The organism is Arthrobacter sp. ASL1, from assembly GCF_056680475.1.
The window spans coordinates 2,907,205-2,921,249 of record NZ_CM155284.1; the positions used below are offsets into that span (position 1 = coordinate 2,907,205).

Here is a 14,045-nt window from a genome sequence, read left to right on the forward strand (position 1 = left end):
CGCCCTCCGCGAAATAACCGGCGAGACAAACCCCAAAAGGGGGAAATGCATTGATCAACTGTTAAACTCAATTCAAAACCTGACCGAACAAGCTGCGGTGTGGAACCATGCGTGGCCCCGACCCCTTCAGGAGCACATAGTGGCAGTGGTTCTCATCGCACTCTTTGCGGTGAGCGCCGTCGCGCCGTTGCTGTTCCGCAGGTTCGGCCGCGCGTCCTTCTACCTGCTTGGCGCGGTCCCGGCGGCGGCCTTCGTTTGGCTGCTGGTCAACTTCCACTCGTTCACGTCACCAGACCAGGCGGCGCTGGCCGGCGAGCCCAACGCGCCGCCGGGGATCGTCCTCGAATGGATCCCGTCCCTGCAGCTGGAACTCGCTTTCCGGATGGACGCCCTGGCCGCGGTGTTGAGCCTGCTCATCCTGGGCGTCGGCGCACTCGTGCTGTTCTACTGTGCCCGGTATTTCAAGAACGAGGACGCCAACATCGGCCCCTTCGGCGCCCAGCTGCTGGCGTTCGCCGGCGCGATGTTCGGCCTGGTGATCTCCGATGACCTGATCCTGCTGTTCATCTTCTGGGAAATCACGACCATCCTTTCGTACCTGCTCGTCGGTTTCGCCCGGGCCCGCATCTTCGCCCGCCGTTCGGCGCTGCAGGCACTGCTGGTCACCACCTTCGGCGGGCTGGCCATGTTGCTTGGCCTGGTCATGATCGGCCAGAGCGCCGGCACCTACCGGCTCTCCGAGGTCATGGCCATGGCACCGGACCTGGTCTCCCGCGGCACCCTCATCGACGTCGCCATTGCCCTGGTCCTGATTGGAGCGGTCAGCAAATCGGCACTCGTGCCCTTCCATTTCTGGCTGCCCGGTGCGATGGCCGCGCCGACTCCTGTTTCCGCCTACCTCCACGCGGCCGCCATGGTCAAGGCCGGCATCTACCTGGTGGCGCGTCTGGCCCCCGGCTACTCCGACACCGCCTATTGGGATCCGCTGGTCATCGGGCTGGGCCTGGCGACCATGCTCATCGGCGGGTGGCGGGCCCTTCGCCAGACGGACATCAAGCTCATCCTGGCCTACGGCACCGTCTCCCAGCTCGGGTTCCTCATGCTGATCATGGGGCAGGCCAACGCGGACGCCGCCATCGCGGGACTGGCCATGATGCTGGCCCACGGCTTCTTCAAGGCCGCGTTGTTCCTGGTGGTCGGGATCATCGACCACCAGGCGGGAACCCGCGACGTCCGGCTGCTCTCCGGACTGTGGCGGACCACCCCGAAGCTGTTCGTCGTCGCGCTGCTCTCTGCGGCGTCGATGGCGGGCATCCCGCCGCTCTACGGGTTCGTGGCCAAGGAATCCGTGCTCGAGGTCCTGGCCGCCGGGGACGGTGCCTGGGGCACCGTGGTGCTCATCGGCGTCGTGCTCGGGTCCATCCTCACCGTCGCCTACAGTGCCCGGTTCATCTGGGGCGGGTTCGCCGGCAAGCAGGGCATGCCGGACACCCCGTTCAAGGCCATCCCCTGGCTGTTCCTGGCGGCACCGGCATTGCTCACCGCGGTGACGGTGGCCTTTGGCCTGTACCCGGCACCGATCGAGCACGCGGTCGCCTCCTTCTCCAGCCTCTTCCCGGCCTCGGGGCAGCCCATCCACCTGGCCCTGTGGCACGGCATCACCCCGGTGTTGGGGCTCTCGGCCATCATGGTCGTCGGCGGCCTGCTGCTCTTCCACTGGCGCACCGGTTTCGGCGCCCTCCAGGCACGGGTGCCGGCGCTGCTGGACGCCGAGCGGATCTACAAGGCGACCCTGAACGTCATCGACGAGCTCGCCGTCTGGGTCACCGGACGCACCCAGCGCGGTTCGCTGCCGTTCTACCTGGGCGTCATCCTGTTGGTGGCCCTCATCGTCCCGGCCTTTGCCGCCTTCGCCAACGACACCCCGCTGCCGACATCGATCGCCTGGTTCGACACCCCCGCCCAGCTGGTCACGGGCCTGTGCATGATCGTCGGCGCCCTGGCCGCGGTCCGGGCCAACAAGCGCTTCCTGGCGGTGCTCATGGTCTCCGTCACCGGATACGGCATGGCGTTCATCTTCGCCCTGCAGGGCGCACCCGACCTGGCGCTGACCCAGCTGCTGGTCGAGACGATCGTGCTGGTGGCCATGGTGCTGGCACTGCGGGTGCTGCCCCCGCCCCTGTGGACGCAGAACCCCTCCGGCCACCGCGTGGCCCGGGCGGTCCTGGGGATCGGATTCGGGCTGGCCATGATCGCCATCGCCGCCACCGCCATGGCCTCGCGCACCGCAGACCCCATTTCGCTGTCCTTCCCCGAGCTGGCCTACTACGGCGGGGCGGGCAAGAACATCGTGAACGTCACCCTCGTGGACATCCGTGTCTGGGACACCTTCGGGGAGATCACCGTGCTTGCCGTGGCGGCGACCGGGGTGGCCTCGCTGATTTTCGTCCGCGGCCGCGGCGACGCCCGCCGCCGCGCCCACGACGTCGAACCCGGGTCCGTCGGGCGCGCCCGCGCGGACGGCTCCGGGGGCAGCCGGTCCGCGGCCGCGCTGGCGACCGCACGGCATTTTGCCCAGTCGGCCAAGGACGCCTGGCTGGTGGCCGGCAAGACCATGGCACCGGAAAGCCGGTCCATCATCTTCGAGGTCGTCGCCCGCCTCGTGTTCCATACGATCATCCTCTTCTCGATCTACCTCCTGCTCGCCGGGCATAACAGCCCCGGCGGGGGGTTCGCGGGTGGGCTGCTGGCCGGGCTGGCCATGACGATCCGGTACCTGGCCGGTGGGCGGTTCGAGCTGGTCGAGGCCACCCCCATCAGCCCGGGCACCCTGCTCGGGCTGGGGTTGGGCACCGCGGCCCTGTCCGGCGTCGTGCCCCTGCTGCTCGGCGGCCACCTCTTCCAGTCTGCCGTCCTCGAATTCGCATTGCCGTTCTTCGGGGAACACAAGTTCGTCACCGCGACCTTCTTCGACATCGGCGTCTACCTCGTCGTCGTCGGCCTGGTGGTGGATGTGCTGCGCAGCCTGGGATCGGAGATCGACGAGAAGACCGAAAAGCGCGGTGCCCGCTCCGGCGGGGGCCGGCGCAGCACCGAGGCCCGGCAACGGACGGGGGCCGGACGATGACCGTGAACGTGACCCTGCTGCTGGTGATGGGCGTGCTCTTCGCCGCCGGTATCTACCTGCTGCTCGAACGCAGCCTGACCCGTGTCCTGTTGGGGATCATCCTGGTCGGCAACGGGGTGAACCTGTTGATCCTGGCCGCCGGGGGGCCGAGCGGGCTGGCCCCGCTCTATGAAGCGGGAACACCGGCCGAGGACTATGCGGACCCCCTGCCGCAGGCGCTGATCCTCACGGCGATCGTGATCACCTTTGCGGTCACCGCGTTCCTGCTGGCCATGATCTACCGGTCCTGGGTCATCGCCCGCCGCGATGAACTCACCGACGACGCCGAGGACCGCCGCGTCGCGGAGAAGAGCGCCTACGACTTCGAGGAGGACTCCGAGGTCGCCGTGGAGACCTCCGAGTTCCCCGAGGACGCCGATGACGACGGGGCCATGGAGCGGACGGGCGAATCGGCCCATGCAACCGCTGCCCGGGAGGCCGGGGAACGGCTCGCCAATGATTTCCGGCAGGCTTCCTCCGAGGAGAGCGCCGGCACCAGCAACCACCGCAGGAACAGGAAGGCGCGATGATGGGCACACAGACCGCAATCGATTTCGCGCCTTTGGCGGTCCTGCTGCCGATCTTCGGGGCGGCCCTGGCCTTCGTGCTGCGGCGCCACGTGATGGCCCAGCGCAGCGTGACGATTGGAGCGCTGGTCGTCACCCTCGCGCTCGAGTCCTGGATGCTCGTCTCCGCCTGGCAGAACGGGGCGCAGGCGGTCATGATCGGTGGCTGGGCGCCACCGTTCGGCATTGCGCTGGTGGTTGACGAGTTCTCCGCGTTGATGCTGGTCGTCTCCACCGCTGTCAGCCTGACCGTGTTGCTCTATGCCACCGGACAGGGCATGGCCGACGGGGACGAGGACGGACCGGTCTCGGTCTTCCACCCCGCCTACCTGATCCTGGTGGCCGGCGTCTCCAACGCCTTCCTGGCCGGTGACCTCTTCAACCTGTACGTCGGCTTCGAGATCCTGCTGACGGCCTCTTACGTGCTGCTGACATTGGGTGGGACCACTGCGCGCATCCGTGCCGGGGTGACCTACGTGGTCGTGTCAGTGGTCTCCTCCGTCTTGTTCCTCGTGGCGATCGGCATGATCTATGCGGCCACCGGCACCGTGAACATGGCCGACCTGGCCGGCAAGCTCGCGGACATCGACCCGGGCACCCAGATGGTGTTGCACGTGATGCTGCTGGTCGCCTTCGGCGTCAAGGCAGCAGTCTTCCCGCTGTCCTTCTGGCTGCCCGACTCCTACCCCACGGCGCCGGCCCCGGTCACCGCGGTGTTCGCCGGGCTGCTGACCAAGGTCGGCGTCTACGCGATGATCCGCACCGAGACCCTGCTCTTCCCGGGCGACCGGCTCAACGGGGCCTTGATGGTGGTGGCCCTGCTGACCATGCTCGTCGGGATCCTCGGTGCTCTGGCGCAGGCGGACTTCAAGCGGATGCTCTCCTTCACGCTGACCAGCCACATTGGCTACATGGTCTTCGGCCTGGCCACGGGCAGCGCTGTAGCACTCGCTGCGACCGTCTACTACGTCGCCCACCACATCATCGTGCAGACCTCGCTGTTCCTCGTCGCCGGGCTCATGGAACGCCGGGGCGGCACCACCAACGTGGACCGGCTCGGGTCCCTGGCCAAACTCTCCCCGGTGCTGGCAGTCCTGTTCTTCGTCCCGGCCATGAACCTGGCCGGCATCCCGCCGTTCTCCGGCTTCCTGGGCAAGCTCGGGCTGCTGCGCGGCGGCGTCGACCTCGGCACCCCCCTGGCCTGGGCCCTGCTCGCCGGGGCACTGGTCACCTCGCTGCTGACCCTGCTGGCCGTGGCCCGTGTCTGGAACCGCGCCTTCTGGCGTCGCGCGGACGACGCGGAGGACCCGGATCCGATCCTGCTCATCACCGCCGACGGCGGAACGCACCCTGCCACGGGTGAGACCGCCACGATCACCCCGACCCGCCGTGCCGGCCGGGGGGAGGGTGACCTGCTCCCGCGGACCATGGTCTACTCGACCGGGGCCCTGGTGCTGCTCGGGGTCTCGCTGACGGTCTTCGCCGGCCCCCTGTTCGACCTGGCCGACCAGTCAGCCCAGCAGATGATGGAACGCACGCCGTATATCGACGCCGTTTTGGGCGGCACGAATGCCGGGGGCGGATCATGAGCCCGCACCGGCACCACCTGCGCCCGGCACGGCCCTCCGAGCTGCTCACCGGTGCCCGGGGCGCCCGCGCCAGGGCACGGCGGCGACGCGCACGGTTCCTGATCGAGCTGCCGCTGACGGTCTGGATGGTGGTGGTCTGGGGAGCCCTCTGGCAGGACTTCAGCCCGGGCAACCTGGTCTTCGGATTCGTCATCTCGCTGGCCGTCGTCGCGACGTTCAAGCTGCCCCCGGTCGAGCTCAGCGGACGGTTCAACGTCTGGCAGGCAGGGCTGTTCGCCCTGCGGTTCATGTGGCAGGTCGTCAAGGCCAGCATCCACGTCGCGATGGTGGCAGTCTTCCGCGGACCGACGGTCCGCAACGCCGTCGTGGGCATCCGCATGCGCAGCCACGAGGACCTCATGGCCACCGCGCTGGGCCACGTGCTGACCCTCATCCCCGGCTCCTTCGTCGTCGAGGTCGACCGGACCACCTCGACCCTCTACCTCCACGTTCTGGACATCAACGACGAGGCGCAGGCCGAAACATTCCGACGAGAGGTGCGCGACATCGAGGCGGCGCTGATCCGCGTCATGGGCAATCGTGAGGACTTGGCGGCACTGCGCGCCGAGGATCCCGCGGGCCCGGATGCCGCGCAGCCGCAGGGTCCGCAGAGGGAAGGGAAACCATGATCATCATTGCCGCCTGGATTTCCGGGATCGCGCTGGCCATCGGTGGCGTCATGGCCCTCATCCGCCTGGCCCGCGGCCCCTCGATCCTGGACCGGACCCTGGCGCTGGACGTCCTGCTGATCATCATCATGTGCGGGCTCTGCCTCGACATGGCCGTGAACCGGCACCTGAACCACATCGTGTTCATCGTCGTCGGCTGCCTGGTGGCCTTCATCGGCTCGGTGACCATAGCCCGCTACGTCACGGATCGGAGGACCCCTTGATCGTCATGGCCCTGGTCGACGGCGGAACGGCCGACACCGTGCTGGACTGGATCACCGCCGTCTGCATGATCGGCGGCGCCCTGATGTCCGTTGCCGCGGGGATCGGCCTGCTGCGCTTCCCCGACCTGTTCTCCCGCATGCACGCCGCCACGAAACCACAGGTGCTTGGGTTGTTCCTGCTGCTGCTCGCCGTTGCCCTGCAGATCAGGGCGTGGGCTGCCGTGCCCGTGCTGCTGCTCGCGTGGTTGTTCCAGCTGCTCACCGCCCCGGTCACCGCACATATGGTGGGGCGCGCCGCGTACCGGACAAAGCACCTTAAACCAGACACGCTGGTCCTCGATGACCTCAATGAAGTGGTCTCCGAGGCCCAGCGCCGTCTGGACGAACGGGGGTAGCGGTCTCGCTACACCTCGTCCATGTTGTCGACGAAACGGGCGATCGCCTGCTGCGTGCCACGGTTGGTCAGCACCTGGATCACGGCGGCCACGACGGATGAGAGCACCGCGAAGCCCAAGGCATGACGCAGGGTGGCCTCGGCTTGGGCGTCCTTGTCCTTCGCCTTCGGGGGCGTCTCCCCGGTGATCGCCGACCACACGACGTCAACGAGCTTGCGCCCGGCGAAACCGGCGCCGATCGACACCACCACGCCGACGATCTTTAGTAATGCGTTCACGAACGATTCTCCCGTCGGTAGGTGATTACCCTCCCAGCATAACGCGCTGTAGACTGGCCCCACTGAATCACCTACGACAGGGGAGCGTCGCCGACCGGCCATGGCCGGATCCGAGGACGCTGAGAGTGCGGATTGCCGCAGACCCTCGAACCTGCTCCGGCTCGTACCGGCGAAGGGAGTCGAGAATCTCAGGATGCGCGGGTCCCGCGTTGTCCTCCCCTCCTTGAACACCAAGGAGGAAAACCTCATGAGCAGCACCTTCACGGCGGCTCCGTCCGTCCGCTACACCTGGCGCGTCGTCGACATCGTCGTCGCATCCGTCATCGCCGTTGCCTCCGGCGTCATCTTCTGGGCCTGGAACACGACCCACCACCTGCTCGACTTCCTCTTCCTCGCTTTCCCGCCGTCGTCGGCACTGTTGGCGGGGATGTGGCTCTTCCCTGCGGTGCTGGGCGCGCTCATCATCCGCAAACCCGGCGCTGCCCTGTTCTGCGAGATGGTGGCCGCCGTGGTCTCCTCGCTGCTGGGTTCCGAATACGGGTGGACGGTCTGGGTCTCCGGCCTGGTCCAGGGCCTGGGCGCCGAACTGGTGGTCGCCCTGTTCCTCTACCGGCACTGGTCCCTTCCGGTATCCCTGTTGGCCGGGCTGCTGACCGGCGTCTTCGGCGGCGTCAACGACGCCTACGTTTTCGCCTGGTTCCCCGACTACACGACGACGATGAAGTTCGCCTACGTCGTCTGCATGGCCGTGTCCGGCCTGGTCATCGCCGGGCTGGGTAGCTGGGCGCTCACCCGTGCGCTGTCGCGTACCGGTGCGCTCTCGGCGTTGGCGTCGCGGCGGGCGGCGCAGGAGCGGACCTTCGGTTGATCCGATGAGCCGCCACCTGCCCACACCTTCCCGGGCTCCCGCCCGATTCCAGGACGACGGGCACGATGCGGTCCGCCCCGCGGCCGTCAGCGCCCGCGGCTGGGGCTGGCAGCATGCCGGGCGAGACAAGCCCGCCCTCAGGGGACTGGACCTGGACATTGCCGCGGGCGAACGGGTGCTGCTGGTCGGACCCTCCGGGGCCGGGAAATCCACGCTGCTCCACGCTCTCGCGGGTGTGCTGCAGGACGATGGGGACAACGCCTCGGCCGGCCAGCTGCTCATCGACGGCCGGCCGGCCGACGCAGCGGCGACCCGCACCGGACTCATGCAACAGGATCCCGAGACCCAGGTCGTCCAGGCCCGGGTCGGCGACGATGTGGCGTTCGGCGCGGAGAACCTCTGCGTCCCGCCCGCGGACATCTGGCCGCGGGTTTCCGCGAGCCTGCGGTCGGTCGGCCTCGACCTGCCGCTGGACCACCCCACCTCCGCGCTGTCCGGCGGACAGAAGCAACGCCTCGCGTTGGCCGGGATCCTCGCGATGCGCCCGGGGCTCGTATTGCTGGATGAACCCACGGCGAATCTGGACCCCGGCGGGGTCATCGAGGTCCGTGACGCCGTCGTGGAGTCCGTGGCGCGCAGCGGCGCGACGATGGTCATCGTCGAGCACCGGCTGGCGGCCTGGGCCGACGCCGTGGACCGGGTCATCGTCCTGGAGCCGGGAGGAGGAGTGGTGTGCCAGGGGCGTCCGGCCGACATGTTCGCCCCCGGCCCCGTCCGCGACCGGCTCATCCGGGCCGGGATCTGGGTCCCCGGCCACACCCCGCAACTGGACCGCCGCGAACCGGCCACGGCAGCGGGCCCGGGACTGCTGCGCGCGCGGCGCCTCGCGGTCGCCCGGACCCCGCGCACCGTTCCCGCGGTATCGGGTGTCGACCTGGAAGTGGTTGCCGGGCAGGCGTTGTGCATCACCGGGTCCAACGGGTCGGGCAAATCGACGCTGGCGCTGACCCTGGGCGGATTGCTGCCCGAACGCTCCGGAGAAGTGGAGGCCCTTCCGGCACTGTGGGGGGCGGAAGCCCCTGCCGGGGCCAACGGCGACGGCCCCCCGGGGCGTCCGTACCTCTGGCGTGCCGGTGAACTGGTCGCCCGCATCGGAACCGTCTTCCAGGAACCCGAACACCAGTTCGTGACCGCCAGTGTGCGCGACGAGCTCGCCTATGGCCCCCGGCACGCCCGACGCCCGGGCGGCAGGGAACGCCTGTACGACGACGAGGAAATCGAGCTGCGCGTGGAGGGCCTGCTCGACCGGCTGGGCTTGCGGGAGCTGCAGGACGCCAACCCGTTCACCCTTTCGGGAGGGGAAAAACGCCGGCTGTCGGTGGCCACCGTGCTGGCGGCCCGACCCCGTCTGTTGATCCTCGACGAACCCACCTTCGGGCAGGATGCCCTCACCTGGCGTGAACTCGCGCTGCTGCTGCGCGAAGAGCTCGACGACGGGGTCGCCATCATCGCCGTCACCCACGATACCGATTTCGCCACCGCGTTGGGGGCAACGACCTACCCGGTGGACTCCGCCCCGTTGCCGGACCAGGGGCCCCGCCTACCGGAGCCCGCTGTGCTGGAGCGCGGGGGCGGGACACCGGGAATCGAACCCGATGCCCCAGCCCGGGCCAGCTTCTTCGGCAGGTGCAACCCGCTGGCCAAGCTGGCGGCCGTCGTCCTGGCGACGACACCGCTGATCGCCTCGCTGGACCTGGTGAGTTCGAGCCTGGTCGCCGTGGCCAGCGTGCTGTTCCTGCCCTTGGCGGGGATCAAGCCGTTGCGCTTCCTCATCCGGGCCTGGCCGTTGCTGGTGGCCGGGCTCTTCGCCGCCTGGGGGACCGCCCTGGTGGGCAACGACACCGGTGCGGTGCTGCTGGACCTGGGCGTGGCCACCATCAGCGAGGGATCGTTGGCCTCCGGTCTGGCCACGGGCCTGCGCGTGTTCGCCGTGGCCGTGCCGGCGGTCATCGTCCTATCGAGCACCGACCCGACCGATCTGGCCAATGCGTTGGCCCAGCAGGCCAGGTTGCCGCATCGATTCGTGTTGGGGGCCCTGGCCGGGATGCGGTTGATCGGGTTGCTGGCCGAGGAATGGACGACGCTGGGCATGGCCCGCCGGGCCCGGGGCGTCGGATCCCAGGGCGGGGCCGTGCAGCGGCTGAAGGCCAACGCCGGCCAGAGCCTGGGGCTGATGGTCCAGGCCATCCGCCGTGCCTCGCGTCTGGCGGTCACGATGGAGGCCAAGGGATTCGGGGGCCGGCAGCGCACGTGGGCCCGGACCGCCAGCTTCGCCTGGCGGGACGCGGGGCTCATCAGCGCGGGCCTCGCGCTCGGAACTGGGGCCGCCGTCGCCGCGCTGGCGGCCGGGGCCTGGAACCTCGTCTGGGCGTGAGCCGGGGGCGCCGACTCAGCGCATGTACTCGAAATGCCACGCCTCGGCATAGGGCGAGCCCTGCTCGTACACCTTGTGGTGCACCCACCCGAACCTCTTCGAGTAGGCCTTGAGCCAGATGTGGTATTTGCCGCCGAAACCGTAGTCGCGCGTCTCGGGGAAGTCGATCGCCAGGCCCCACCCGTGGTTCGACGTGCCCGGTTGGGCAGCGATCATCCGGCCCAGCTCGCGGTACAGGTATTCCTGGGTGCCCCGCGTGCGGTAGGTCAGGTCGATCTCGAGGTTGCGCCCGAACTTCTTCCTGAACGCCTTGTTCATTTTGGTCAGGTCGCCCAGTGCCGGCCCCGCGATCAGGTTCTGCCCCGGGTCCCAGGAGATCGCGACGAGGTTCGAGGACGCGAGCCGGCCATTGGCCATGCGGCGGATCTGTGCCGCCGTCGTGCGCCGGGACCACCTGCCCGTCCGCGGCTGGCTGCGCCGCAGCGTGCTCGCCCGAACCCAGCCGGTGGCGCCCGCGGTGCGCACGCAATACCAGCCCCTGGGGGTGGCGTGTGCCTTCTCCATCCGGGTGTCCCGCCAGGCGACGGTCCCGGCAGGGAGGTCACCGATCATGACCGCGCCGTTGGCGAGGTAGGACAGGTCCGAGCCGTTGGCCGAGAAATAGTACCTGGCGGTGGTGGGCAGGCCGTTGCGCGTGGAGGTGTAGGCCGGTTCCTTCGAGGTGTCGGGCTTGAGGTACCGGTGCGAGACGTATCCGGTCTTGCCCCGGTAGCTCAGCCGATACCAGCCGTTGGCGGCCACACCGGTGGCGGTGAACCGGGCGTTCTTCGCCAGCGTGCCCAGCCGCCTGCCACCGGAGGACGCGGAGGTCCTGACGTTCAGTGCGGCCAGGGTCTGGACCCGGGCCCTGATCGGGGCGACCTTCGGGGCGGCTGCCTTCTTCGTCGCGGCGACGACCTTGGCATACCGGTTCGAGATGTACCCGGTCCTGCCGCGGTAGCTGATCCGGTACCAGCCGTTGGAGGCCCGCCCGGTCGTGGTGACCGTGGTGCCCTTCGCCAGCGTCCCGAGCCGACGCCCCGCCGTGCCGGCGCTGGCGCGGACGTTGAGGTTCGCCGTCGTCCTGATCCGGGTCGATGCCGCGGCCGCCGTGTCCGGGACCAGCAGCCTTCCGGCCCCGCCCAGGAGCGAGGCGGCGGCCACCGCGGCGACGCCGAAGAGCCGGCGGCGGTCCAGGGCCGTCTCGGCCGGGTCGGGTGCAGGTGTGGTTTCCATGGGGGTCCTTCCCCGTTGGTGGTGCCTAGCGGATGTCCCGGACCATGGCCGAGAGCTCGTCGTGCAGTTCGTGGTCGCGGCCGATGGCGGTGCCGTCGATGGAGGTCACCGGTGCCAGCAGGCGGATGCTGGAGACCAGCCACACGGCGTCGGCCTCCATCAGGTGGTGGGGTTCCAGCGGGCCGTAACCCAGCGTCCAACCGGCCTGCCGGGCCGCGGAGAAGACCGCGCCCTGGGTGGTCCCGGGCAGGATGCCGGTTTCCAGCCGGGGCGTCACCAGGCGCTTGACCCCGTTCTCCCGGGTGGCCAGCAGCACCGTGGAGGTCGGGCCCTCCAGGACGCGCCCGTCGCTGGAGGTGAAGATGACGTCGTCGGCACCGCGCGAGCGGGCGTGGCGCAGCGCGGCCATGTTCACCGCATAGGACAGGGTCTTGGCGCCCATCAGCAGCCACGGGGCCCGGTCCGCGAGCGAGGAATCGTAGCCGCGGTCCAGCAGGACGACGGCGATGCCCTCCTGCCGCTGGCGCCGCCCGGCTTCCGGGGCCGGGGAGACCGTGATCCAGGCGGCGCCATGCGCCCCGCCTTCGGCGCCGCGGGTGACGACCAGTTTCACGACGGCCTCGTCGGCGCCATCCGGTTCCCCCGGTTCGGCCAGTGGCGAGGATACATGCCACCCGTCCTGCCCGTCGCCGTGCGTGCCGGGGCGTTCCGCCTCGTAGTGGTCGACCGCGGTGGCGATGGCTCGGCGCCAGGCGTCCTCGTCGGGCAGGGCCAGCTCGCAGCTGGCCGCGGACGAGCGCAGGCGCGCCAGATGGGCGTCGAGCTTCCGCACGGTCCCGCCGGTGTAGAGCATCGACTCGAAGATGCCGTCCCCGCGGACGACCCCCTGGTCGGTGACGAGCAGTTGTGGAACGGAGGCGTCGGCCACCCGGCCGGCAGGCGTGGCGGAGTCCACGAAAACCAAGACAGTCATGCGCACCAGATTACCCTCGGGCCATCGGCCACGACAGCTAGGCTGGTACCGACCGTTCAGGCTGGAAGGTGCATCGTTGACTGAGTCATTGTCGTTGTTTCTCTGGGGCGATCTTCCCGGGTGGCTAGTGGCGATCCTGTGGACCATCGACATCGGCATCCGGGTGGTCATGCTCGGTGTGGTGCCCGGCAACCGGCGCCCGACCACGGCCATGGCCTGGTTGCTGTCGATCTTCTTCCTGCCCGTCGTTGGATTGGGCCTGTTCCTGCTTTTCGGCAACTTCAAGCTCTCCCAGCGTCGGGTCGACCGGCAAGCCGACGTCAACGAGCGGGTCTTCGAGGCCACGCAGCACCTGGACCTCCACGACGACGACCTCGATGCCCCGGACTGGGTGCAATCCGCGGCGCTGCTCAACAGGAACCTCGGGGCCTTCCCCATCCAGGAGGGCAACCGGATCGAATTCATCACCGATGCGCGTGATTCGATCCGGCAGATGACCGAGGCAATCCACACCGCGGAGAAATACGTCAACGTCCAGTTCTACATCGTGGGGGACGACCCCGAACTGACCGATCCGTTCCTGCGCGCCCTCGAGGAGGCCGTCGTCCGCGGGGTCAAGGTCAGGTTCCTCTTCGACCACCTCGGCACCATGCGCACCCAGGGCTACCTCAAGCTGCTGCGCCGGCTGGAGGCCAGCGGCATGGAGTGGCGCCGCATGCTGCCGGTCTCCCCGTTGCATTGGAAATGGCGGCGTCCGGACCTGCGCAACCACCGCAAGATCCTGGTGATCGACGGCGAGGTCGCCTACAGCGGGAGCCAGAACCTCATCGAACCCGGCTACAAGCGGGCCTCGGCGCACAAGATCGGCCGCGAATGGATCGACCTGATGGCCCGGGTCAAGGGACCACTGGTGACCGCCCTCGACGTCGTCTTTGCCACCGACTGGTCGCAGGAGACCGACGAGAACCTGATCGAGCACGTCAATGAGGGCGGTGTGCCGACGGCCCGTGGCGACATCACCGGACAGCTGGTTCCCAGCGGCCCCGGGTTCATCGCGGAGAACAACCTGCGCCTGTTCAACACGCTGATGTACTCGGCCACCGAGAAGCTCACCATTACCAGCCCGTACTTCGTCCCGGACGATTCGATGCTCTACGCCATCACCACCGCAGCCCAACGAGGCGTCGAAGTGGAATTGCTGGTGTCCAGACGCGGCGACCAGCCGCTGGTCCACCACGCCCAGCAGTCCTACTACCTGCAGCTGCTGCGGGCCGGGGTGAAGATCTACCGCTACGCCGAGCCCTACGTCCTGCACACCAAGTGCTTCACGGTCGACGACGAGGTGGCGGTCTTCGGTTCCTCCAACATGGACATGCGTTCGTTCTCGCTGAACCTCGAGGTCTCCGTCATGCTCATCGGCTCGCGGGCCGTGCGGGAGATCGACCGGATCCAGGCCGAGTACAAGGAGAAGTCCACGCTGCTGACGTTGGAGGACTGGCAGGGCCGCTCGCGGCTGAAACGCTACGTGGACAACGTCGCGCGGCTGACCTCGACGCTGCAGTAGCGGGCC

At 68.8% G+C, this 14,045-nt stretch carries 11 protein-coding genes, 2 pseudogenes and 1 riboswitch; of the genes and pseudogenes, 10 read left to right on the plus strand and 3 right to left on the minus strand.

Features of this window, described 5'->3' with window-relative positions; all coding sequences use genetic code 11:
• The first annotated feature begins 139 nt into the window (after positions 1–139).
• The 6 genes from AC1MEQ_RS13750 (at position 140) to mnhG (ending at position 6,647) form a co-directional block, all read left to right on the plus strand.
• Positions 140–3,127 carry a Na+/H+ antiporter subunit A gene (locus AC1MEQ_RS13750; RefSeq protein WP_479791530.1) on the plus strand — a complete coding sequence of 996 codons (2,988 nt, stop codon included), beginning with the start codon at positions 140–142 and terminating at the stop codon, positions 3,125–3,127.
• Positions 3,124–3,696: a Na(+)/H(+) antiporter subunit C gene (locus tag AC1MEQ_RS13755; protein ID WP_479791534.1), complete on the plus strand. Its 573-nt coding sequence runs from the start codon at positions 3,124–3,126 to the stop codon at positions 3,694–3,696. Before AC1MEQ_RS13750 ends, AC1MEQ_RS13755 begins: the two co-directional genes overlap by 4 nt.
• Positions 3,693–5,321 (plus strand): Na+/H+ antiporter subunit D, encoded by a 1,629-nt coding sequence (locus AC1MEQ_RS13760; RefSeq protein ID WP_479791538.1) that lies wholly within the window; start codon positions 3,693–3,695, stop codon positions 5,319–5,321. Before AC1MEQ_RS13755 ends, AC1MEQ_RS13760 begins: the two co-directional genes overlap by 4 nt.
• A 125-nt stretch (positions 5,322–5,446) precedes the next feature.
• Complete coding sequence (locus tag AC1MEQ_RS13765) at positions 5,447–5,989, plus strand: Na+/H+ antiporter subunit E (RefSeq protein WP_479796136.1); 543 nt, start codon at positions 5,447–5,449, stop codon at positions 5,987–5,989.
• A complete protein-coding gene (locus tag AC1MEQ_RS13770) occupies positions 5,986–6,252 on the plus strand; it encodes an MrpF/PhaF family protein (protein ID WP_479791539.1) in 267 nt (88 codons plus the stop codon). The genes AC1MEQ_RS13765 and AC1MEQ_RS13770 overlap by 4 nt, the downstream gene beginning before the upstream one ends.
• Before the next feature lie 5 nt (positions 6,253–6,257).
• Positions 6,258–6,647: a monovalent cation/H(+) antiporter subunit G gene (mnhG, locus tag AC1MEQ_RS13775; RefSeq protein WP_479796137.1), complete on the plus strand. Its 390-nt coding sequence runs from the start codon at positions 6,258–6,260 to the stop codon at positions 6,645–6,647.
• A gap of 8 nt (positions 6,648–6,655) precedes the next feature.
• Here the strand turns inward: mnhG and AC1MEQ_RS13780 are convergent, their stop codons facing one another.
• Positions 6,656–6,925, minus strand: coding sequence for a DUF4235 domain-containing protein (locus AC1MEQ_RS13780; RefSeq protein ID WP_479791540.1), 270 nt, complete (start codon positions 6,923–6,925; stop codon positions 6,656–6,658).
• A 68-nt stretch (positions 6,926–6,993) separates the two neighbouring features.
• Positions 6,994–7,120, plus strand: a riboswitch (TPP riboswitch).
• A 52-nt stretch (positions 7,121–7,172) separates the two neighbouring features.
• Here AC1MEQ_RS13780 and AC1MEQ_RS13785 point away from each other — a divergent pair.
• From AC1MEQ_RS13785 to AC1MEQ_RS13795, 3 genes and pseudogenes are all read left to right on the plus strand, one after another.
• Positions 7,173–7,793, plus strand: a complete 621-nt coding sequence (locus tag AC1MEQ_RS13785; RefSeq protein ID WP_479791541.1) for an ECF transporter S component — start codon at positions 7,173–7,175, stop codon at positions 7,791–7,793.
• A 4-nt stretch (positions 7,794–7,797) separates the two neighbouring features.
• A pseudogene (locus AC1MEQ_RS13790) lies at positions 7,798–9,372 on the plus strand (ABC transporter ATP-binding protein); the annotation flags it as partial.
• 117 nt (positions 9,373–9,489) lie between these two features.
• A pseudogene (locus AC1MEQ_RS13795) lies at positions 9,490–10,227 on the plus strand (energy-coupling factor transporter transmembrane component T family protein); the annotation flags it as partial.
• A gap of 15 nt (positions 10,228–10,242) precedes the next feature.
• Here AC1MEQ_RS13795 and AC1MEQ_RS13800 read toward each other — a convergent pair.
• Together AC1MEQ_RS13800 and AC1MEQ_RS13805 are read right to left on the minus strand one after the other, a co-directional pair.
• On the minus strand, positions 10,243–11,502 hold the full coding sequence (locus AC1MEQ_RS13800; RefSeq protein WP_479791542.1) for an SH3 domain-containing protein: 1,260 nt from the start codon (positions 11,500–11,502) through the stop codon (positions 10,243–10,245).
• Positions 11,503–11,527: 25 nt separating this feature from the next.
• The gene (locus AC1MEQ_RS13805; RefSeq protein WP_479791543.1) at positions 11,528–12,475 is read right to left on the minus strand and encodes an aminodeoxychorismate lyase; all 948 of its coding nucleotides are present in this window, start codon (positions 12,473–12,475) and stop codon (positions 11,528–11,530) included.
• A 76-nt stretch (positions 12,476–12,551) separates the two neighbouring features.
• Here AC1MEQ_RS13805 and cls point away from each other — a divergent pair, with 76 nt between their 5' ends.
• Positions 12,552–14,039: a cardiolipin synthase gene (cls, locus tag AC1MEQ_RS13810; protein WP_479791544.1), complete on the plus strand. Its 1,488-nt coding sequence runs from the start codon at positions 12,552–12,554 to the stop codon at positions 14,037–14,039.
• The last annotated feature ends 6 nt before the right edge of the window (positions 14,040–14,045 follow it).